At 70.6% G+C, this 21,967-nt stretch carries 17 protein-coding genes and 1 pseudogene; 7 read left to right on the plus strand and 11 right to left on the minus strand.

Going from position 1 to position 21,967, the window contains the following annotated elements; translation table 11 throughout:
- Positions 1-80 precede the first annotated feature (80 nt).
- The 3 genes from VTA80_RS04445 to VTA80_RS04455 form a co-directional block, all read right to left on the minus strand.
- Complete coding sequence (locus VTA80_RS04445) at positions 81-1,397, minus strand: extracellular solute-binding protein (protein WP_407344197.1); 1,317 nt, start codon at positions 1,395-1,397, stop codon at positions 81-83.
- A gap of 98 nt (positions 1,398-1,495) precedes the next feature.
- Positions 1,496-2,524, minus strand: a complete 1,029-nt coding sequence (locus tag VTA80_RS04450; protein WP_407344198.1) for a LacI family DNA-binding transcriptional regulator — start codon at positions 2,522-2,524, stop codon at positions 1,496-1,498.
- A gap of 267 nt (positions 2,525-2,791) precedes the next feature.
- On the minus strand, positions 2,792-4,156 hold the full coding sequence (locus tag VTA80_RS04455; RefSeq protein WP_407344199.1) for a glycoside hydrolase family 28 protein: 1,365 nt from the start codon (positions 4,154-4,156) through the stop codon (positions 2,792-2,794).
- A 237-nt stretch (positions 4,157-4,393) separates the two neighbouring features.
- Here VTA80_RS04455 and VTA80_RS04460 point away from each other — a divergent pair, with 237 nt between their 5' ends.
- Positions 4,394-5,440: an acetylxylan esterase gene (locus VTA80_RS04460; RefSeq protein ID WP_407345685.1), complete on the plus strand. Its 1,047-nt coding sequence runs from the start codon at positions 4,394-4,396 to the stop codon at positions 5,438-5,440.
- A pseudogene (locus VTA80_RS04465) lies at positions 5,437-6,531 on the plus strand (AGE family epimerase/isomerase); the annotation flags it as partial. The gene VTA80_RS04460 and the pseudogene VTA80_RS04465, both read left to right, overlap by 4 nt.
- On the opposite strand, the gene VTA80_RS04470 reads toward VTA80_RS04465, so the two are convergent.
- Complete coding sequence (locus tag VTA80_RS04470) at positions 6,485-8,452, minus strand: ABC transporter ATP-binding protein (protein WP_407344200.1); 1,968 nt, start codon at positions 8,450-8,452, stop codon at positions 6,485-6,487. The pseudogene VTA80_RS04465 and the gene VTA80_RS04470 overlap by 47 nt on opposite strands.
- Positions 8,449-9,690, minus strand: a complete 1,242-nt coding sequence (locus VTA80_RS04475; protein ID WP_407344201.1) for an ROK family protein — start codon at positions 9,688-9,690, stop codon at positions 8,449-8,451. Before VTA80_RS04475 ends, VTA80_RS04470 begins: the two co-directional genes overlap by 4 nt.
- 198 nt (positions 9,691-9,888) lie before the next feature.
- Between VTA80_RS04475 and VTA80_RS04480 the strand changes: the two genes are divergently transcribed.
- From VTA80_RS04480 to VTA80_RS04500, 5 genes are all read left to right on the plus strand, one after another.
- Positions 9,889-11,193 carry an ABC transporter substrate-binding protein gene (locus VTA80_RS04480; RefSeq protein ID WP_407344202.1) on the plus strand — a complete coding sequence of 435 codons (1,305 nt, stop codon included), beginning with the start codon at positions 9,889-9,891 and terminating at the stop codon, positions 11,191-11,193.
- 99 nt (positions 11,194-11,292) lie between these two features.
- Positions 11,293-12,270 (plus strand): carbohydrate ABC transporter permease, encoded by a 978-nt coding sequence (locus VTA80_RS04485; RefSeq protein WP_407344203.1) that lies wholly within the window; start codon positions 11,293-11,295, stop codon positions 12,268-12,270.
- Positions 12,267-13,088 (plus strand): carbohydrate ABC transporter permease, encoded by an 822-nt coding sequence (locus VTA80_RS04490; protein ID WP_407344204.1) that lies wholly within the window; start codon positions 12,267-12,269, stop codon positions 13,086-13,088. The genes VTA80_RS04485 and VTA80_RS04490 overlap by 4 nt, the downstream gene beginning before the upstream one ends.
- Positions 13,089-13,151: 63 nt before the next feature.
- Positions 13,152-15,707: a glycoside hydrolase family 2 protein gene (locus VTA80_RS04495; RefSeq protein WP_407344205.1), complete on the plus strand. Its 2,556-nt coding sequence runs from the start codon at positions 13,152-13,154 to the stop codon at positions 15,705-15,707.
- Positions 15,708-15,712: 5 nt separating this feature from the next.
- Positions 15,713-16,600 (plus strand): LacI family DNA-binding transcriptional regulator, encoded by an 888-nt coding sequence (locus VTA80_RS04500; protein WP_407344206.1) that lies wholly within the window; start codon positions 15,713-15,715, stop codon positions 16,598-16,600.
- A 9-nt stretch (positions 16,601-16,609) separates the two neighbouring features.
- Here the strand turns inward: VTA80_RS04500 and VTA80_RS04505 are convergent, their stop codons facing one another.
- The 6 genes from VTA80_RS04505 to atpD all read right to left on the minus strand — a co-directional run bounded on the left by VTA80_RS04505 (position 16,610) and on the right by atpD (position 21,913).
- Positions 16,610-17,602, minus strand: a complete 993-nt coding sequence (locus tag VTA80_RS04505; RefSeq protein WP_407344207.1) for a glycoside hydrolase family 113 — start codon at positions 17,600-17,602, stop codon at positions 16,610-16,612.
- On the minus strand, positions 17,599-18,840 hold the full coding sequence (locus VTA80_RS04510; protein WP_407344208.1) for an N-acetylglucosamine-6-phosphate deacetylase: 1,242 nt from the start codon (positions 18,838-18,840) through the stop codon (positions 17,599-17,601). Before VTA80_RS04510 ends, VTA80_RS04505 begins: the two co-directional genes overlap by 4 nt.
- A gap of 43 nt (positions 18,841-18,883) precedes the next feature.
- Positions 18,884-19,579, minus strand: coding sequence for an endonuclease NucS (gene nucS / locus VTA80_RS04515; protein WP_407344209.1), 696 nt, complete (start codon positions 19,577-19,579; stop codon positions 18,884-18,886).
- 83 nt (positions 19,580-19,662) lie between these two features.
- Positions 19,663-20,094 (minus strand): DUF2550 family protein, encoded by a 432-nt coding sequence (locus tag VTA80_RS04520; RefSeq protein ID WP_407344211.1) that lies wholly within the window; start codon positions 20,092-20,094, stop codon positions 19,663-19,665.
- A 10-nt stretch (positions 20,095-20,104) separates the two neighbouring features.
- The gene (locus VTA80_RS04525; protein ID WP_407344212.1) at positions 20,105-20,383 is read right to left on the minus strand and encodes a F0F1 ATP synthase subunit epsilon; all 279 of its coding nucleotides are present in this window, start codon (positions 20,381-20,383) and stop codon (positions 20,105-20,107) included.
- A 48-nt stretch (positions 20,384-20,431) separates the two neighbouring features.
- Positions 20,432-21,913 carry a F0F1 ATP synthase subunit beta gene (gene atpD, locus VTA80_RS04530; RefSeq protein WP_407344213.1) on the minus strand — a complete coding sequence of 494 codons (1,482 nt, stop codon included), beginning with the start codon at positions 21,911-21,913 and terminating at the stop codon, positions 20,432-20,434.
- Positions 21,914-21,967 lie beyond the last annotated feature (54 nt).

Below are 21,967 nucleotides of genomic sequence, written 5' to 3' on the forward strand. Positions count from 1 at the left end.
TTCGTCTGCGTGCGGGGAGGGACCTCGTGGCGCCGGACGGCGCAGGGGGCTGCCGGCGCCACGAGGAGGTGAGGGACTTGTCAGCCGATGTTGGCGACGCCGTCGTCGTAGGCGGTGCCGATCTGGCTGAGCACGCCCGCCGGGTCCGTGGACTGGTTGATCAGCGACTGGAAGCCGGCGACCAGGACGTCGTAGTAGCCGGGGACCGGCCAGTCCGGGTAGAACGCGAGCCCGTCGTTGTCGAGCACCTCGTTGAACGCCGTGATGAGCTCCTGGCTCTTCGGGTCCGTGATGTCCGCAGCGTTCGCAGCGACCGGCAGGCCGCCGTTGTTGCCGAGGATCGCCTGGATCTCGGGCCGCATCGTGATGTCGATGAAGTCGTAGGCGAGGTCCTTGGCCTTGGAGTTCTGGGGCACGACCCAGAGGTTGCCCGACGAGCCCGCGTTGAGCTTGTTGCCCGGGAAGTTGAAGATGCCCCAGTCGGTCCCGGCCATGTCGGTGACGAAGCGGCCGTACCACCAGCTGCCCGAGACGAACATCGGCGAGGTGCCGTTGATGAAGCTCAGGCCTGCGTCCTCGGCCTTCAGGCTCGACGAGTCGGCCGCGATGTAGCCCTTCTTGACCCACTGGTCGAAGGTCTCGGCGCCGTACTTGAGCGGGTCGGCGGTGAAGTCGACCTTCTCGCTGTAGGTCTGGTAGGCCGTGACGAAGTTCCGGTCCGCCTTGCTCAGCGCGAGCTCGTAGTACAGCTGGCCGGCCGGGTACTCCGCGCCGGACATGGCGAGCGGCGTGACGCCGGCGGCCTTGAAGGCGTCGAGGTCCGCGGTGAACTCCTCGAACGTCGTCGGCACGGCGAGGTTCTTCTCGGCGAACATCGCCTTGTTGTAGTAGACGGTGACGAACTCGCCGTAGTTCGGGACGCCATACCAGTTGCCCGAACCCATGACGCCCTTGTCGTCGTAGCGCGCGGTGGTCTGCAGGCTCGCGGCGAGCTTGGTGTCCCAGCCGCGGGACTTGGCCTCGGCAGTCAGGTCGGTGAGCAGGCCCTGCGAAGAGAGCAGGCCCGCGGTCGCGTTGCCCTTGTTGTACTCGAGCAGGTCCGGGCCCTCGTCCGAGCTGAGCACCATGCCGGCGGTCTGCTGGATCTGCTCGAACGCCTTCTGCTCGAACTCGACCTTGACACCGGGGTGCTCGGTCTCGAAGACCTTGATGGACTCGTCCCAGGCCTTGCCCATCGCGCTGTCGGCACCTTCGTAGTGCCACAGCTTGAGCGTCTTGGCGCCCGACGACGCCCCGTCCGCGGCGGTGTCCGACGAGCCTGTGCCCCCGCAGGCGGTCAGGACGAGGGGCAGGATCGCCAGGGCGGCGATCAGACCCGCTTTGCGATTGCGCAACATGTACGTCTCCTCATTGAGTGTCGATCTTCAGTGGTCGAACGGGACTGGTGCGAGATGAGCGGCGCGTCAGCGCCGCTCGAGAAGTTGCGGGCGGCGCGTCAGCGCCGCTCGGGAGGAACCGGGCCGGTGCTTGCGCCGGGTTCGAGGTGGCAGGGCAGCAGGACGGGGCCGGCGACACGGCTGCCGTCGACGTGCAGCAGGGCGAGCAGGGACTCGACCCCGAGGCGGCCGAGCTCGGCCCCCGGGGCGTGCATGGTGGTCAGGGGCGGGTTGCTCATGGCGCCGACGCCGGGCGAGGTCACGATCGCCAGCACCGAGACGTCTCGCGGGATCCGCAGGCCCCTCGACTGCAGCTCGACCGCGGCACCGAAGGTCGCGATCTCGTTCATCGTGATGACGGCCGTGAGGCCCAGTTCGCGCGCCAGCAGCGCCGACATCGCCGCGCGACCCGCGGCCGGGTTCTCGTCGCACAGGACCGCCTGCGGCTCGAGGCCGCGCCGGCGCATCGCGGCCGCGTAGCCGTCGTCGGCCCGGACGGTCGGCCCGTACCCCTCGGCACGGCTGGCCGCGGAGTGGTTGAGGAACGCGATCTTCTCGTGGCCGAGCCCGGCAAGGTGCGCGACGGCGTCCTCGGTCGTCTGGGTGAAGTCGATGTCGACGTAGCTCAGGTCGGCAACCTGCTCGGTCCGGCCGATCATGGTGAACGGCACGCCGGTCGCGCGCAGCGCCTCGACGCGCGGGTCCTCGAGCAGGACCTCCATGAGCAGCACGCCGTCGGCCTGGCCCTGCTTTGCGAGATCGCTGATCTCACGCGGCTGGTTCGCACCGAGCGGCCACAGGACGAGCTGGTAGCCGTGCTTGCTCGCGGTCTCGGCCGCGCTCGCGACGAACTCGCTGACGGTGCCGCCGAGGCCCTGCTGCATGGCGGGGAAGGTCAGCGCGAGCACGTGGGTGCGCCGGCTCGCCAGGCTGCGGGCTGCGGCGTTGCGCTGGAACCCGAGCTCGGCCATCGCTGCCTCGATGCGGGACTTGGTGGCGGCGGACACGGGCCGCGCATCGCTCAGCGCGTACGAGACCGTGCTGAGGGAGACGTTCGCGAGACGTGCGACGTCCTGCATCGTTGCCATCTCAGCCTCCATTGGCCGGTCGCGGGTGCGAGGTGCGGGTCGAACGGGTGTCGAAGCGCTTCGTCGAAGCGCTTCGATGAATTGAATCATCCACCATACAAATGGGATTCGTCAACCCCCCGGAGCGGTCGGGTCTGCGCCGAGGGCCGCGGCGCGCGCCGGAGTTCGCCGGTGCGGGGTGACTTCGCTGGTCGGGACCAGCGAAGTCACCCCAGACCGGCGAACTGGCCGCGCCGGTGGACTGACCTGGCCTGCGGACCTCCCCCGTCAGCTCAGGGCGCGCGCGCGAACGTGCTCGTGGACGGCGGCCAGGCGGTCGGGGTGGGCCGACTCGCCCCGCAGGCCCTCGATGACGAGGCCGTCGACGTCGATCGCCTCGACGGCGTGCGCGAAGCTCTCGGGGCGGGCCGCCCACACGACCTCGCAGTTGCGCAGCGTGACGTCCGTGGCGGTGTCGATGTGGAAGCCGCTGGTCGGGCAGGGATAGATCTGCTCCCCGGAGTAGGGCCTGCGGTCGTACTCGCCGCCCGGCCAGGACGTCCAGCGGTCAAGCTCGACCCGCACCCCGTCCAGCACGATGCCCTCGATGAGGTCGGGCGTCAGCGCTGAGATGAACACCCCGTTCTCGGACCGGGCGAGGATGTTGCGGAACCGGACGTTCTTGATCCGACCGACCTTGTCGTGCCACGGGAACGCGGAGACGTAGATCGGCTCGCCGTGCCCCCACCAGTCGTTCGCGAAGTGGCGGGTCTCGACGATGCAGTCGGTGAACAGGATGTTCTCGAAGGTGCCCTCCTGGCCGAGGTTCACGGACAGGCCCCGGTGGGAGGACCGGATAACGCAGTTCGACACGACGACGTTGCGGATGTCCTCGACGGCGTCGACCCCGACGACGATCGCGCTCGACGTGGACTGCAGCGTGCAGTTCGTGATGACGATGTCTTCGGTGGGCCCGTACCCGCTGAACTCCTCGCACGTCTTCAGCGAGATCGCGTCGTCCCCCGCCGAGATCTCGCAGTCGCTGATCCGGACCTGCCGGCAGCGGTCGAGATCGATCCCGTCCGCGTTCGGGTACTTGAGATCGGTGTCCACGCGGATGCCGGTGATGACCGCCCGGTCGACCCCGGTGAGCCGGATGCACCACAGGCCCGCGTCCGTGAACGTCGTGTCCCGCAGCAGCACGTCCTGGCAGTGGAGGAAGAACACCGTGAACGGCCGCGCGTTGGGGCAGCGGTAGATGTGTCCGGTGTCGGACTCGATGAAGTGGCGCCCGCCACCGCGAACCTCGCCGGCCCCGGTGAGGGCGATGTTCTTGGCGTCCCGAGCCCCGATCAGGATGAAGGCGTCATCGTTCTCGTCGTCGAGCTCCCCGGCGGACAGCGCCGACACCCGGAACCGTTCGGTGTAGTCCGCGCGCACCCCGCTGCCGTCGAGGACCGCCCCCCGCTCGAGGTGCAGGTCGACGTTGGTCTTGAGCATGATCGAGCCGATCAGGAACACCTGGCCGCTCGGCACCACGACCCGCCCCCCTCCGGCCGCGGAGCACGCGTCGATGGCGGCCTGGACTGCGGGCGCGTCGTTGGTGACCCCGTCGCCGACGGCGCCGAAGTCGAGGATGTTGACAGTGCTCACGATTCTCCTGGTGACGAGTGGCGCGGCCGGGCCGACTTGGTGAAGCGGCCTGCGGCGCGGAGGATGACCTCAGCCCTCGGTGCATCGTTGCCCGAGGATCCGTAGAGGCGGTAGGTTTACTTAAGTTACTTAACTAAGTTGCTATGTCGTCAAATCAACCGTCCGCGTCGGTGATGTCAAAGTCGAGCGCGGGACCTTCCCCGCTCGACCTTCCCCGCTCGAGAAATGACGCTCCAGATGCCCCTGTTCGACCTCGACCCGACTGCGCTCACGACCTACCTTCCGGAGCTCGACGAGCCCGCGGACTTCGACACCTTCTGGGCCGACACGCTCGACCAGACGGCCGCGTTCGACCTGAACCTCACGGTGCGGCCGGTCGACACCGGGCTCGCCCTGGTCGACGTGTTCGACGTCGAGTTCGCCGGCTTCGGCGGCCACCCCATCAAGGCCTGGCTCACGCGGCCGGCCCGCGGCACGGCCGCTGCGGCACGGACGGACCTGCCGGCCGTCGTCGAGTACAACGGCTACGGCGGTGGGCGCGGCCTGCCGCACGAGCGCCTGGGCTGGGCCGCCGCCGGGTACGTGAGCCTGTTCATGGACACACGCGGCCAGGGCAGCGGCTGGGGCAGCGGCGGCGAGACGCCCGACCCGGTCGGCTCGGGCCCCGCGACGCCGGGCTTTATGACCCGCGGCATCCTCGACCCCGCCGCGCACTACTACCGGCGCGTCTACACCGACGCCGTCCGTGCGGTCGAAGCCGTCCGGGCGATCGACGGCGTCGACCCGGCGCGCGTCGCGGTGACCGGCGGCAGCCAGGGCGGCGGGATCACGCTCGCCGCCGCCGGACTGGTCCCCGGCCTGCTCGGGGTCATGCCGGACGTGCCGTTCGGCTGCCACTACCGCCGCGCCGTCGACGTCTCGGACCGCGCGCCGTACACCGAGATCACCAACTACCTGTCGGTGCACCGCGCGCACGCGGCCGCAGCGTTCCGCACGCTCTCGTACCTCGACGGCGTCAGCTTCGCGCGCCGAGCGACCGCGCCGGCGCTGTTCTCGGTCGGTCTCATGGACCCGATCTGCCCACCCTCTACGGTGTACGCGGCGTACAACCACTACGGGTCGCTCGCCGGCGGGGTCGACAAGGACATCGAGGTCTACCCGTTCAACGAGCACGAGGGCGGCGGCGGGCACCAGTTCACCCGCCAGCTCCCGTGGCTCGCGGCGCTCGCCGATCAGACCAGCTCGACCAGCTCAACCAGCCCTACGGACGAAGGAAACCGATGACCGCCTGGACCGACCGCCCGAGCCACCAGGCCTGGCTGCGCACCGAGTCGCTACGACTCCTCGACTTCGGCCGCGGCGTCGTCCCCACGACGCGCGGGGCCGGCTGGCTGGACGACGACGGCGTGATCGACCCGGCCCGCGGCATCTTCACCTGGATCACCGGTCGCACCGCGCACGTCTACGCGCTGGGCCACCTGCTCGGGGTGCCCGGCGCCGGCCCGGTCGCGACGCGCGCCATCGCGGCGCTGCGGACCTCGCTGCACGACGACGAGTTCGGCGGCTGGTACGCCTCGCTCGCCCCCGACGGCACGCCCGACACGACCAAGAGCGCCTACGCGCACGCGTTCGTCGTGCTCGCCGCGTCGACGGCGGTCGTGGCGAAGATCGACGGCGGCCGCGAGCTGCTCGACGACGCCCTCGCCGTGCTCGACGAGCGGTTCTGGGAGCCCGGGGCCGGGCTGAGCACCGACGAGTGGGACCGCACCTGGACCACGCTCGACCCGTATCGCGGCGTGAACGCGAACATGCACACGGTCGAGGCCATGCTCGGGGCCGGCGACGCGACCGGCGACGTGCGCTGGTACGAGCGGGCCGCCAGCATCGCCGACCACGTCGTGACCTGGGCGAGCGCCAACCACTGGCGCATCCCCGAGCACTTCGACGCCGACTGGGTGCCGCAGCTCGAGCTCAACGCGGACAAGCCCGGCGACCCGTTCAAGCCGTACGGCGCGACGATCGGTCACGGCCTGGAGTGGTCCCGCCTGCTGCTGCAGGTCGACGCCGCCCTGCCGGGGCGGTCGCCCGGCACGCTGATCCCCGCCGCACGCGCGCTGTACGACGGCGCCGTCCGCGACGGCTGGGCCGTCGACGGTGCCCCCGGGTTCGTCTACACGACCGACTGGACCGGGGCGCCGGTCGTGCGCACCCGCATGCACTGGGTCGTCGCCGAGGCGATCGGCGCGGCCGCCGCACTGCACCAGGCCACGGGCGAGGCGCGCTACGCCGAGGACTACACCCGCTGGTGGGACTACGCCGGCGACGTCGTCATCGACCGCGCCCGCGGGTCGTGGCACCACGAGCTGGACACGACGAACGCGCCGAGCGCCGAGGTGTGGCCAGGCAAGCCGGACCTGTACCACGCGTTCCAGGCCACCCTGCTGCCGCTGCTCCCCCTCGCGCCGGGTCTCGCCGTCGCGGTGCGCGACGGCCTGACGATCGCCTAGGCGGAGGCGGGCTCCGGCGCGGGGCCGACCCCGCGCCGGGGCGCCGATCGAGACGGTTCAGCCGCGCGTACGCGCCGCCCGCCAGGAGCAGCTCCTCGTGGCTGCCCGACTCGACGACCCGACCGTGCCCCATCACGACGATGCGGTCGGCGCCGCGGACCGTCGAGAGCCGGTGGGCGACGACGAAGGTGGTCCGCCCCTGCATCAGCCGGGCGAGCGCCTCCTGCACCTCGTGCTCGGACGCCGGGTCGAGCGCGGAGGTCGCCTCGTCGAGGACGAGAACGCGCGGGTCGCGGATCAGGGCCCGGGCGATCGCGAGCCGCTGGCGCTGCCCACCGGACAGGCTCGCCCCACGCTGACCGATGACCGCGTCCAGCCCGCCCATCTCGGCGACGAAGTCGGCGGCATTCGCGGCCGCGAGCGCCTCGCGAACGTGGCCGTCGGTCAGCTCGCGCTGACCGTAGGTCACGTTGTCGCGCACCGTGCCCTCGAACAGCAGGGAGTCCTGCGGAACGACGGCGAGGAACTGCCGGTAGGTGCGGCGATCCAGGTCCCGCAGATCGACGCCGTCCAGCAGGATCCGCCCGACGGTCGGTGACATGAAGCCGATGACGAGGTTGAGCAAGCTCGACTTCCCCGAGCCCGACTGCCCGACGAAGGCGACCGTCTCGCCCTCGTGGACCTCGAGGTTGACGTCGACGAGCGCGGCCTCGACCGCACCGGGGTAGGTGAGCGAGACGTGCTCGAGGGTGATCCGCCCGGCCACCGCCGAGACCGCCTGCTTTCCCTCGTTGTCCTCGAGGTCCGACTCCGTGAGGACCTCCCCCATCGACTTGATCGACTCCAGACCCTTCGCCAGCAGGGGTGCGAGGCCCAGCAGCACCGTGACGGAGCCGGTGAGCGCGACGAAGTAGCTGGACAGCAGCACGACGTCGCCCGCGGTGAGGTCGAGCACCCCGGTACGGGCGGCCCAGGCAGCGGTGATCAGGCACGCGGCGCTGAGCAGCTGGAACAGCACCCATGCCACCGCGCCGAACCGCCCGTTGAGCACGTCGAGCCGCACGCCCTCGTGGCGCACGTGGTCCAGGGTCAGCCCCATCCGGGCGAGCTCATCGGTCTCGACGCCGTGGGCGCGCGTGATCGGGATGAGGTGCGTCATCTCGCTCACGCGAGCGGACATGTGCTCCACCTCGTGCCGGAAGGCCTGGTTCCGCACGCTCATGCTCCGGCGCGTCACATGGATGAGCGCCGCCGAGGCCGGGACCGCGATGAGGAAGACGGGGAGGAACGCGGGCACCCGGATCGCCGTGAGCACGACCGCGCCTACCAGGGTGGTCAGCGCGGCCATCCCCGAGTCGAACACCTGCCGCGAGGTCTCGACGACATTCTCGACGTCGCGGATCACCTTGGCCTGCAGCACGCCGGCGCTCATCTTGCGGTGGTAGCCGACGGAGAGCTGCTGGAGCCGTTCGCACAGGGCGGCTCTCAGCTGGGTCTCGACCGTGCGCACGGCCAGGCTCAGTCGCCCCACGTAGACCAGCGTCAGCGGGATGTTCTGCAGGATCAGTGCGGCCATAACCGCGGCGTTGACCCACAGCACCGACACCGGCTTCGCCTGCACGACGGCGTCGATCACGTTGGCGGTGAGCAGCGGCATCACCCAGACCGGCGAGTGCTTGCACGCGAACGCGACCCCCGCCCACACCAGCCGCCCACGCTGCCCCGAGTAGAGCCGTAGGGCGGTCCTGGCGGGATGGTTGCCGTCGAAGCCCGCCACGACCCCGCTCACCGCGAGGGTTCCAGCGTTGGGCGCCCATCGACGACCGGGATCCGCTGGGACGAACGCCGCGGCGCGAGCCCGCTCTGCAGCACGAGCGCGGCTCCCCCGATCGCCGCGGCCTCCGAGGCGTGGGGGGAGATGACGACGGCGACCTGGTGGCTGGCTCGGGCGAAGAACGAGCGCGTGAGCTGTGCGCGGATCGCGGGGACGTAGAGCGACCCCGCCAACGCGAACGACGGCCCGGTGAGGACGATCTCGTCGAGGTCGAGGATGTTCGCAAGCGCCTGCGCCGCCACGGCGATGTACGCCGCAGACCGCAGCAGGAGGGTCCGGGGCACCCCCTCACCGCGGGTGGCGTCCCGCGCGAGCATGGCGAAGTCCCCGGCCACGCCGCGGCCCGGCAGCTTGAGGCCGGCAGCACGGGCCGCGGCGACGACGGCCGCAGGGCCCGCGAGCGCCTCGACGCACCCCTGCCCGCCGCACCAGCAGGCCGGGCCGTCGATGTCGATGCAGACGTGACCGACCTCGCCCGTGTTGCCGGTCGCGCCGCGATAGACGTCGCCGTTCACCATGATCCCGGCACCGATCCCGGTGCCCATGTAGAGGGCGGCGAAGCACGTGCTGGTCTCGATCGGTCCGGACCAGTACTCGCCGATGGCCGCCGCCGTGGCGTCGTTCTCGAGCAGTACGGGCAGTCCGGCGGCCTCCTGCAGCGCATCGGCGAGCGGGAACCCGGTCCAGGCCTCCATCACCGGGGGCGTCAGCACCATCCCGATCGAGCTGGTGATCGGCCCGGGCGAGACGACGCCGAGCCCGAGCAGCCGATCAGGGTCGACGCCGATCCGGGCGACGAAGGTCGTCAGCTCGGCCGCGATGCGTGCGACGACGACCTCGGGGGAATCGGCGCCCGCACCCGGCCGGCGCCAACGGCCGACCACGGCGCCGCCCAGGTTCGACAGGACGTACGTGATGCCGGCGTGGTCCAGGTGGATCCCGACCGCGAACCGCGCGTCGAGGTCCAGCGAGAGGAACACGGCAGGCTTGCCGCCCGTCGACTCGGCCCGACCCGACTCGACGACCAGGCCGTCGTCGATCAGGCGGCGCACCACGGTCGACACGGTCGCACCGGTCAGCCCCGTCTCACGGGTCAGCTCGACCCGGCTGATCTGCCCGGCGGCTCGGATGGAATCGAGCAGGGCGGCGCGGCTCGATCGGTGTGCCGTGCCGACGCCGGTCGGGTTGCTCACTGTTCCTCCTGGTCGCCCCACGTGCCCGGACCTACGGTAACGGTTCGGCCACAGCGGACGCCGGTTCGCCGCGCCCGCTTGACTTACTTAGTTTGTCGATCTAAGAATGTAACAGGAGAAGGACCGAGCTTCGGTCCGCGGCGACGCAGCCCTCCCCCGCCAGCACGGAGTAGTGCCGGCCCGTCGAGAGGATCATCGATGTCCCCAGTACGACGCGGGCGGTTCGCTGCCGCCACCGCAACGGCAGCTCTGCTCGCCTTGACGGCGGCGTGCTCAAGCTCCGGCGCTGATAGCCCCGCCGCCTCGAGCGACGGTGCACCGTCCGGGCCCATCACGGTCCTCACCAACCGCACCGACCTCGTGGACACCACGTTCGCGGACTACGCCAAGACGTTCGAGGCGAAGTACCCGGACGTCAAGGTCACCTTCGAGGCCGTCACGGACTATGAGGGTGAGGTCAAGACCCGGATGAACACCAAGGACTACGGCGACGTCCTGCTGATCCCGAACAGCGTCGGCTCGACCGACCTCCCCAGCTTCTTCGAGCCACTCGGCAAGAGCGACGAGCTCGCCAAGACCTACCGGTTCACCGGCGAGCAGGCGACCGACGGCACGACCTACGGCCTCGCCACGTTCGGCAACGCGAACGGCATCGTCTACAACAAGGCGGTCTTCACCGCGGCCGGCATCACTGCGCTGCCCAAGACGACCGAAGAGTTCATCACCGACCTGCAGGCGATCAAGGACACAACCGACGCCGTCCCGCTCTACACGAACTACAAGGACGGTTGGCCGCTGAGCTGGCCGCAGAACATCATGGGCGCCTTCACCGGGGACAAAGAGGCGCTCGTGAAGATGAGCGAGTCCGACGCGCCCTGGACGAAGGGCGAGGAGAAGTACACCGCCGACTCGCTGCTCTACGACATCGCGGCCGCCGGGCTCATCGAGGATGACCCGACCACGACGAACTGGGAGAACTCGAAGAACCTGATCGCGACGGGCAAGATCGCCACCATGGTGCTCGGGTCCTGGGCGCTGCCGCAGATGCAGGAGGCGGCCACGACCGCCGGGAACGACCCGGCCGACATCGGCTTCATGCCGGTTCCGGTCCAGGTGGACGGGGCGTTCCACTCGCCCGTCGGCGGCGACTACAAGATGGGCATCAACATCAACTCGGAGCACAAGGCGGCGGCGCGCGCCTGGCTCGACTGGTTCATCGCCGACTCGGGCTACTACGAGGTCGCCGGTGCGCTGCCGACCGTGGCGAGCCAGCCCGCTCCGGCCAGCCTCAAGGAGTTCGAGGCGACGGGCGTGAAGTACGTCGAGATGACCCCCGCGCCGATCTCCACGGTGATCGACAACGCGGCCGAGATCGGGATCACGCAGCCCGACTACTACCGCCTGCTGGTCGACTCGGCACGCGGCGCATCGAGCGAGACGAAGGACCAGATCTTCGCGGGCCTCAACACCAAGTGGGCAGACGCCCGGGCGCAGGTCGGCTGACCTGACGACCGGTGGTGCGGGCCGCGCTCTCGCCGGCCCGCACCACCGGTGCACCACCCGCAACCGTCCGTCCGACCAGATCCGCCCGAGGAGCCACCGATGACCGGAGCCACCACCACGGTCGAGTCCCGCCCGAGAAGCACCAAGTTCGGGTTCACCCGACGCACCGAGCGGTCGACCCCGCCAGGCACTCGCTCGGGCTCCAAGGGCTGGGCCATCACGCCGTGGCTGTTCCTCATCGTCCCGCTCGGGTTCCTCATCGTGTTCACCTACATCCCGGTGGTGAACATGTTCTGGTACTCGATCACGGACTGGAACGGCCTGAGCAAGGACAAGACCTACGTCGGCCTGGCGAACTACCAGGAGTTCTTCACCCGGCCTCAGCTGTTCCGCGTCTTCTTCGTGAGCCTGTACTACCTCGGCGCCTCGGTGATCCAGATGGCGCTGGCGCTCTACTTCGCGACCATCCTCAGCTTCAGCACCCGGTTCAAGAACCTGTTCAAGGGGATCCTGTTCTTCCCGTACCTGATCAACGGCGTGGCCATCGCGTTCATCTTCCTGTACTTCTTCCAGCCGGGCGGGACGCTGGACTCGCTGCTGGGGCTGGTCGGTGTGACCGGTGCAGACGGCACGATGCCGCAGTGGCTCGGCAACCCGGACCTCGCGAACTTCTCGCTCGCCGGGACGTCGGTCTGGCGGTACATGGGCCTGAACTTCGTGCTGTTCCTCGGGGCGATCCAATCCATCCCCGCCGGGATCTACGAGGCGGCCGAGCTCGACGGCGCGACGCGGTGGCACGAGTTCCGGTACATCATCGCGCCGAGCATCAAGCCGATCATCAGCCTGTCGTTCATCCTCGCGATCTCCGGCAGCCTCGCGGTCTTCGAGATCCCGTTCATCATGACGAGCGGCTCGAACGGGACGGCGACCTTCGTGATCCAGACGGTCAACACGGCGTTCAAGTACAACAAGGTGGGGCTCGCCTCGGCGATGGCCGTGATCCTGCTCGTCATCATCCTGATCGTGACCTGGATCCAGCGGCGCCTGGTCCCCGACGAGAGCGTGGACCTGACATGAGACGGCGCGTTGCTGCTACGGGGAAGTACACGAGCCTGGTCCTGGGGTGCCTGGCGGCGCTGGTCCCGCTCGGAGTCCTCCTGCTGACGTCGTTGAAGACCAGCCAGGACTTCGCGACGTCGGGACCGCTCGACCTGCCCACCTCGGTGACGTTCGCCAACTTCGGACGGGCATTCACGGAGGCGGGGATGGCGACCGCCTTCATCAACACCACGCTGATCCTGATCGTCTCCGTCACGGGCACGATCGCGATCGGCACGATGGCCGCCTACGCCATCGACCGCTTCGAGTTCCGATTCAAGAAGGTCATCGTCGCGCTCTTCCTGCTCGCGGCCCTCGTGCCCGCGGTGACCACCCAGGTCGCGACGTTCCAGGTCGTCAACACCCTCGGGCTGTATAACACCCGGCTCGCCCCGATCGCGCTGTTCATGGGCACCGACATCATCTCGATCTACATCTTCGTCCAGTTCATGCGCTCGATCCCGATCTCCTTGGACGAGGCAGCCACGCTCGACGGCGCGAACCACTTCACGATATTCCGCCGCATCATCTTCCCGCTGCTCCGTCCGGCGATCGCCACCGTAGTGATCATCAAGGGCATCGCCATCTACAACGAGTTCTACATCCCGTTCCTGTACATGCCCAGCCGTGACCTCGGGGTCATCTCCACCTCCCTCTTCCGGTTCAAGGGGCCGCTCGGAACCCAGTGGGAGGTCCTGGCCGCCGGCGCGATCATCGTGATCATCCCGACGCTGATCCTCTTCCTGCTGCTGCAGAGGTACATCTACAACGGGCTATCGGCCGGCGCGACGAAGTAGTCGCAGCCCCTGGCCCGACGCCGCCCCCGGATCCACCACCGCACAACCCTGGAGACCAAGACCATGATCGTCACGAACCTTTGCGGGCCCTGGACGCTGCGCAGCGCGGGCGGTCCCGTCCCGGCCGACGTCGCGGGCCGCGACATCCCGGCCGTGGTGCCGGGCACCGCGCACACGGACCTGCTCGCCGCGGGCCTGATCGCCGACCCGTACGTCGACCAGGGCGAGGCCGAGCTGGTCTGGGCGCACCGCGCGGACTGGCAGTACACCCGCGAGCTGTTCGCGGCGCCGGCGGCCGCGGGCGAGCGGCTGGACCTGGTGTTCGACGGTCTGGACACGGTGGCCACGGTCACCCTCGGCGGTGCGACCGTGGGGCGGACGTTCAACCAGCACCGCAGCTATCGCCTGGACGTGCGCGAGCAGCTTGACGCGGCCGCCGGGAAGCCGGTGACCCTCGGCGTGCACTTCCGCTCCGCCCTGGAGTACGCCGAGTCGGAGCGCGAGCGGCTCGGCGCCCGGCCGGCGGCGTACGAGCACCCGCTGAACATGGTCCGCAAGATGGCCTGCAGCTTCGGCTGGGACTGGGGCCCGGACCTGCAGACGGCAGGCATCTGGAAGCCCGTCTCGCTCGAGCGCTGGTCGGTCGCCCGGCTGAGCAGCGTGCGCCCGCTGGTGAGCATCGACACCGCTGGGACCGCACTGGTCGCCGTCCACGTCGCCGTCGAGCGGTCCGGCCTCGAGGCCCGGGAGTCGGCGCTGACCGTGCGGGTGCGGCTCGGCGACGTGCGCGCCACGGCGACGATCGCGGCCGGCGCGACGTCGGCGATCGTCGACGTCGTCGTCCCCCACGCCGCGCTGTGGTGGCCCGTCGGGTACGGGGAGCAGCCGCTGCACGTCCTGGACGTGACGCTCGAGCACGACACCGACGAGGTCGCGGAGCTGGGGACCTGGCACCGCCGGATCGGGCTGCGCACGGTCGAGCTGGACACCTCCCCCGACGAGGTCGGCACGGCGTTCACGCTGCGGGTCAACGGGCAGCCCGTCTTTGTCCGGGGCGCGAACTGGATCCCGGACGACCACCTGCTCACGCGGATCACGCGTGACCGCCTGGCCCGCCGGATCGACCAGGCGGTCGGCGCGAACCTGAACCTGCTGCGGGTGTGGGGCGGAGGCATCTACGAGTCCGAGGACTTCTACACCCTGTGCGACGAGGCGGGGGTGATGGTCTGGCAGGACTTCCCGCTGGCGTGCGCCGCCTACCCCGAGGAGGAGCCGCTGCGCGGCGAGTTCGAGGCCGAGGCCCGCGAGCACGTGACCCGGCTGTCCGCCCACCCGTCGCTCGTCGTGTGGAACGGGGGCAACGAGAACATCTGGGGCTGGATGGACTGGGGCTGGCAGGAGAAGCTGGCCGGCAAGAGCTGGGGCTGGGGCTACTACACCGAGCTGTTCCCGTCGGTGATCGCCGAGCTCGACCCCACGCGGCCGTACTCGGTGGGCTCCCCGTGCTCCCCGGGCGCCGCACCCGACGTCGTGCACCCGAACGACCCCGACCACGGCACGCACCACCAGTGGGAGGTCTGGAACCGGACCGACTACACCACCTACCGCGACGAGATCCCACGGTTCTGCTCGGAGTTCGGTTTCCAGGCCCCCCCGACGTGGGCCACGCTGGAACGAGCCGTGCGCAACCCGGACGGCTCGCCGCTGAGCAAGCACGACCCGGTCTTCCTGATCCACCAGAAGGCCGAGGACGGGAACGGCAAGCTCGATCGCGGGATGGCCCCGCACCTCGGGATCCCGTCCGACTTCGCGGACTGGCACTGGGCCGCCCAGCTCAACCAGGCGCGCGCCGTCGCGCACGCGATCACCCACTACCGGTCGTGGTGGCCGCGGACCTCGGGCGCCATCGTCTGGCAGCTCAACGACTGCTGGCCCGTGACGTCGTGGGCCGCCGTCGACGGCGACGAGCACCCCAAGCCCCTGTGGTGGGCCCTGCGGGACGCCTTCGCCGACCGGATCCTCACCGTCCAGGTTCGCGACGGCCACGAGGTGCTCGCCGTCGTCAACGACTGCGCGCAGCCGTGGATCGGCACCGTGCACGTGCGGCGCGAGCTCCTCGACGGCACCCTGCTGGCCGAGGCCGACCTGGCCGTCACCGCCGCGGCGAGGTCGGTCGAGCTGCTGACCCTCCCCGCCAACCTGCGCGACGCCGACGTCCCGAGCAACGAGGTGCTCGTCGCCGAGCTCGGTGGCGTGCGCACGGTGCACACCTGGGTGCCCGACGTCGATCTCGGCCTCGCGCCGAGCCCGCTGCGCACCTCGGTCGAGGTGGTCGACGGCGGCTACCAGGTCACCGTGGCCGCCACTTCCCTCGCGCTGGACGTCATGCTGCTCGTCGACCGCCTCGACCCCGCGGCCGACGTCGACCTCGGCCTGGTCACGCTGCCGGCCGGGGCCGCCGTGACGTTCCGCGTGCGCAGTGCGGTACCGGGCCTCGAAGGCACCCTGACCGGACCGGCCGTGCTGCGCAGCGCCAACGATCTCGCCGCCACCCGGCCGGCGCCCACGGCACCGGCCCGCGAGACGGCGTCGGACCGCGAGGTGGCGTCGATAGGCTGACGGATGTGACGCACCGATCCGACGCCGTGGGGCTCGTCCTGGCCAGGCCCGCCCGAATGCTCGGCCACGAGCCGTTCTTCGGCGAGCTGATCGCCGGGATCGAGGAGGGCCTGTCGAGCGAGGGCCGGTCCCTGCTCCTGCACGTGGTCCCGGACCTCGACGCGGAAATCGCGGCGTACCGCCGATGGGCCGCGGGCTCGATGGTCGACGCCGTCACGGTCGTCAACGTCGTGTCCGACGATCCGCGGCTGCCGGTCCTGACCGAGCTCGGCCTGCCGGCCGTGGTGGTCGGCGGCCCCCCGACCGGGATGGCGTTCTCCAACGTCTGGATCGACGACGCTCAGGCCATGCGCGACGCCGTCGCCTACCTGGTCGGCCTGGGCCACACGCGACTGGCTCGGGTCAGCGGGCCTCGGCTCTTCCTGCACACCCGCGCCCGCAGCGACGCCTTCCTCGAAGAGTGCGCGCGAGCGGGCGCCGAGGCGATGATCGTCGAGGGCGACTACACCGAGGAGTCCGGCACGCGCGCGACGCGGGCACTGCTGGGTCGGCAGGGACCGCCGTCGGCCATCGTGTACGACAACGACGTCATGGCTGCCGCCGGCCTCGGCGTGGGCGTCGAGATGGGCGTCGCGGTGCCGGCCCAGCTCTCGCTGCTCGCCTGGGACGACTCGGCGCTGTGCCGGCTGGCGAACCCGACCCTGTCGTCGATGACGCTGGACGTGCACGGCATGGGCCTGCAGGTCGCCGACTGCATGCTGAACACCCTCGCGGGCGGGCCGGTGACCGCCCACATGGCCACCCTCCCCCGCCTCAGCGCGCGCGGATCGACCGCGCGCGCGCCCCGCCAGAGCAGTGCGTCCGCCGGGCTGGCTGCGGACGCGCTCGGGTGACGAGCAGCGCTACCGCGTACCGTCCAGCGCCGCCGCGTAGTGCCGCGCGACGACCTCCGCTCCGGCCTTGGCGTACATGCAGTAGTCGCCGTCGGCAGCCGCGTCGCCCGGCTCGTACAGGCGCGCCGGCCAGTCCCAGAGCATGAAGCCGCCGACCCACGGGCGCGTGGCGCACGCGGAGAGCATCTCGTCGAGGTAGTCCGCCTGGACCTGCTCGTCCGGGGCCCCGACCAGGCTCCAGTCGTTCGGGCGCGCCGCTGAACCGACCCGGCTCGGGCAGCCCGCCTCGATGAAGCAGAACGGCTTGCCCTCGCGGCGCACGACGGCCTCGATCCGGTCCAGCTGCTCGGTCCACTGACCCGTCGGGTAGTAGCCGCTCGCGGAGATGACGTCGACCGCGTCCCACCAGGTGACGTGGTCCTCCTGGTACTTGTCGCAGTTGTAGGTGACCAGACCGGGGTAGACCGCGCGGACCTCGGCCACCAGCGCGCGCCAGTACGCCTCCTGCGGGTCGGCGCGCACCATCTCGCACCCGATGCAGAACATCTCGGCCCCCAGCTCGGCCGCGAGCCGGGCATGGTGCAGCACGTACTGGCCGTACGACGCGAACCACTCGCCCCACGTCGGCTCGCCCGGCACGTCCCAGTCGAAGAAGCCGATGTAGGCGCGCCACGTGCCGTCCGCGACGTTGACGACCGGCTTGAGGCAGACCTTCAGCCCGAGGGACCGCGCTCGTGCGACGGCGCCGCGGATCTCGTCGTCGGTCACGGTGGGCTCGTCGAGGTACGGGATCTCGATCGACTGCGCGGTCTCCTGGACCGCCGCGTAGGCGAGAGTCACCCAGTTCGTGTGCAGCGCGGCGAGCTCGGTCATCGAGTGCTCCGCCGCCGGGGTCGCCCAGCTCCCGCGGACGCCGGTCCACCCCCAGGTCAGGCCGCAGACCGGTGCGTCCCAGCCGACCACCGTCCGCGCTGCCGCCGCGCTGCTGCGACCGGGGGTCATGCGATCCACTCCCCCGCGCGCATCACGCGCACGGGCCGCAGGTCGGAGTCGACCACGACGACGTCGGCCCGGCGGCCCACCTCGAGCGCACCGATGTCCCGGCGCCCGAGCACGATCGCCGGGGTGTGGCTCGCGGACCGGACGGCGACCGCGAGGGGGATCCCCGCGGCGACCGTGCAGCGCACGACGTCGAGCAGGTGCCCGGTGCCGCCCGCGATCGCGTCGCCGTCGGCCAGTCGGGCGACGCCACCGGCCACCCGAACGCGCATCGGACCCAGGTCGTAGGTGCCGTCGGGCATGCCCGCCGCCGCCATCGCGTCGGTGACCAGCACGATCGACCCGGCACCGAGGAGGTCGAAGACCGACCGGACCGTGCCGTCGGAGAGGTGGACGCCGTCCGCGATGAGCTCGACGACCATCTCGCGGCGACCGGCCGCGCCCAGGCAGGCCGCGATCGGGCCCGGGTCGCGGTGGTGCAGCGCGCGCATGCCGTTGAACAGGTGCGTGGCGGTCGGACGCGCCGATCGGGCGCCCGGGAGCGCCAGCGCCGTCCGCGCCTGGTCGATCGCGACATCGACCTGCTCGGCACTCGCGTTGGTGTGCCCGACCGACGGGATCGCGCCGGCCGCGGCGAGGGCCTCGATCACCCCGCCCGGGCCGCACACCCCGGCGATCTCCGGGGCGAGGGTCATGGTCACGAGGTGGCCGCGGGCCGCCGTCGCGATGCGGCGCACCAGGGCGGCGCTGCCGGGAATCATGTCGGCGGGGTTCTGCGCGCCGCACCGCGCACGCGACAGGAACGGTCCTTCGAGATGGATCCCCGCGAGCTCGCCCGCCTCCGCGAGCTCGGCGAGGAGCGCGGTCTGCGCGACGAGCGTCTCCGCGTCCGCGGTGACGAGCGAGGCGACCAGACTCGTCGTGCCGTGCACCAGGTGCTCGTGCGCGGCGCGGCGGGCGTCGGCGACATCCTTCGCGTCGGGGAAGCTCGCTCCCCCGCCCCCGTGGCAGTGCACATCGACCAGGCCCGGCAGCAGGGTCGTCCCGGGCGCGGGCGCGGGCGTCGTCGCGACGGCCTCCGCCAGCGCGGCCGGGGCGGTCGCCGTCTCGACGGCACCGACCCACACGATCACGCCGTCCTCGATCACGACGGCGGCGTCCTCGACCACGCGGTCCGGGGTCACCACCCGCCCGCGGAGCACGACGGTCACCGGCACGGCCTCGACCTCAGCAGCGTTCATAGGGTCATCATCCCGCGGTTCGCGGACCGGACGGAATCGGTGCTCAGAACAGCCGTGCGCCCGAGTCGTCGACGCCCCGCATCGCGTCGTAGTCGAGGATGAGGCAGCCGATCCCGCGGTCCGTGGCCAGCACCCGCGCCTGCGGCTTGATCTCCTGGGCGGCGAAGACGCCGCGCACCGGGGCGAGGTGCGGGTCGCGGTTGAGCAGCTCGAGGTAGCGCGTGAGCTGCTCGACGCCGTCGATGTCGCCGCGCCGTTTGATCTCGACCGCGACGGTGCCGCCGGCCGGGTCCTTCGCCAGGATGTCGACCGGCCCGATCGCGGTCGGGAACTCCCGTCGCACCAGGCTGTGACCGGTGCCGAGCAGCTCGATCTGCGCGGCGAGCATCATCTGCAGGTGCGCCTCGACGCCGTCCTTGATCAGCCCAGGGTCGATCCCGAGCTCGTGCGCCGAGTCGTGCAGCACCTCGTGCACCTCGATCACCAGCCGGTCGTCGCTCTTGGCGTGCTGCACGGCCCACACCTGCACGACGCCGCGAGCGAGACCGTCGTCGTCGGGCACGGTGACCACGAGCTTGCAGGGCGGGCTCATCCAGTTGAGCGGCTTGTACGAGCCCCCGTCGGAGTGCAGGAGCACGCTGCCGTCGGCTTTGACCAGGAGCAGCCGGGTGGCGAGCGGAAGATGGGCGTTGAGCCGGCCGGAGTACTCGGCCGAGCACGTCGCGATGACCAGACGCACGGTGAGGTGTCCCTTGTGGATCGGGTGGAGCGGCTGGGGCGGCTGGGGTGGGTGGTGGGTGGTGAGTGGTGGGTGCGGGCGGTTCAGAGCACCCGTTCGATCGTGCTCGGCGGCGCCGCCTCGAGCCAGGACGTCAGGCCCGCGTACGCCTCGGGCGACATGGTCAGCGCGAAGTCGACGCCACGGTAGCGGCAGTGGACCAGGTAGAGGTCCGCCCGCCCCGGCACGGCGAGCGGCGAGCGCGCGATCAGCTCGAGCTCGGTGCGCCGCCACGAGCGGGCAGGTCGGGGCGAGAGCGACCAGGCCCGCCACCAGTCGAGCCGGCCCGCACCGTACTGCGCGATCCCCGCCACGACGACGGCGCCCGCCGGGGAGACCGGTCGGGCGCCGCACACGAACGAGCCCACGCGACCCGACAGGGTCGTCAGGCGTGACGCACCGAGGACGAGCACCACGATCAGGGCCACCAGGACGGCGCCCAGAACCACCGCGACGATCACCGCAGTCTCGGTCACGGGCGACCGATCAGTGCGTCGGCGTGCCGGAGAGCAAGGTGACGGTGGCCGCCACGATGGTCACCCGGTCGGAGTCCACGGACAGGAACCCGCTGTCGATCGTGCCGCGCAACGGTTCCCCGGAGACCGGCGTGATCCGGACCTCCCCGGCGCGGAGCACGGCGAGCACCGGCGAGTGGCCGGGCAGGATGCCGATCTCGCCGTCCGCCGCGGGAGCGACGACCATGGTGGCCTCGCCGGACCAGATCTTGCGGTCGGCGGCGACGAGGTCGACGTCAAGCTGTGCCACGGGTCCTCCTTCGGTTCGGTTCTCGGATCAGGATGGGCAGCGACGACGTCAGACGCCGTACTCCTTCTGGATCCGGGCCCAGTTCTTCTCGAGGTCCTCGAGGCCGCCGATGTTGAAGAAGGCCTGCTCGGAGATGTGGTCGAACTCGCCGTCGGCGATCCGGGAGAACGCCTCGATGGTCTCGGCCATCGGGACGGTCGAGCCGGGGACACCGGTGAACTGCGTCGCCATGTAGGTGTTCTGCGAGAGGAACTGCTGGATGCGACGGGCGCGGTAGACGACCGTCTTGTCCTCTTCGCTCAGCTCGTCGACGCCGAGGATCGCGATGATGTCCTGCAGCTCCTTGTTGCGCTGGAGGATCTGCTTGACGCGCGTCGCGGTGTTGTAGTGGTCGACGCCGACGTACCGCGGGTCGAGCACGCGCGAGCTCGACGCGAGCGGGTCAACGGCCGGGTACAGGCCGCGCGACGCGATCTCGCGGGAGAGCTCGGTCGTCGCGTCCAGGTGGGCGAACGTCGTGGCCGGCGCGGGGTCGGTGTAGTCGTCTGCGGGCACGTAGATCGCCTGCAGCGAGGTGATCGAGTGGCCGCGCGTCGAGGTGATCCGCTCCTGGAGCTGACCCATCTCGTCGGCGAGGTTCGGCTGGTAGCCGACCGCCGACGGCATGCGCCCGAGCAGCGTGGACACCTCGGAGCCGGCCTGCGTGAACCGGAAGATGTTGTCGATGAAGAGCAGCACGTCCTTCTGCTCCACGTCGCGGAAGTACTCCGCCATCGTTAGCGCGGACAGGGCCACGCGGAGACGCGTGCCCGGCGGCTCGTCCATCTGGCCGAAGACCAGGGCGGTTTGCTTGATGACGCCCGACTCGGTCATCTCCTCGATGAGGTCGTTGCCCTCACGGGTGCGCTCACCGACGCCGGCGAAGACCGACACGCCGTTGTGGTTGTTCGCGACGCGGTAGATCATCTCCTGGATCAAGACGGTCTTGCCGACGCCGGCCCCACCGAACAGGCCGATCTTCCCGCCGAGCACGTACGGCGTGAGCAGGTCGATGACCTTGATGCCGGTCTCGAACATCTGGGTCTTGCTCTCGAGCTGGTCGAAGGCCGGGGGCTTGCGGTGGATCGGCCAGCGCTCGGTGATCTCGAGCCGCTCGCCCTCCTTGCCGTTGAGCAGCTCGCCGGTGACGTCCCAGACGTGACCGAGGGTGACGTCCCCGACCGGCACGCTGATGGCCTTGCCGGTGTCGGTGACGATCGCTCCGCGGACCAGGCCGTCGGTCGGCTTGAGCGCGATCGCGCGCACCATCGAGTCCCCGAGGTGCTGGGCGACCTCGAGGGTCATGGTGAACGACTTCTCGCCCTCGCCCTGCGAGGACAGGTCGATGTCGACCTTGAGCGCGTTGTAGATCTCCGGGATGGCGTCGGCCGGGAACTCGATGTCCACGACCGGGCCGATCACCCGGGCGACGCGGCCCAGGCCGGGCCCGCCCGCGCGCTCGTCCTGCGCAGTGGTGTCAGTAGCAGTCATGTGTCTCTCGCTCCGCTCGACCGGGGAAGTGCCCGGTGGGTCTGTGCGTGGCTT

This window comes from Pengzhenrongella phosphoraccumulans, from assembly GCF_045689905.1.
In the GTDB taxonomy this organism is placed as follows: Bacteria; Actinomycetota; Actinomycetes; order Actinomycetales; family Cellulomonadaceae; genus Pengzhenrongella; species Pengzhenrongella phosphoraccumulans.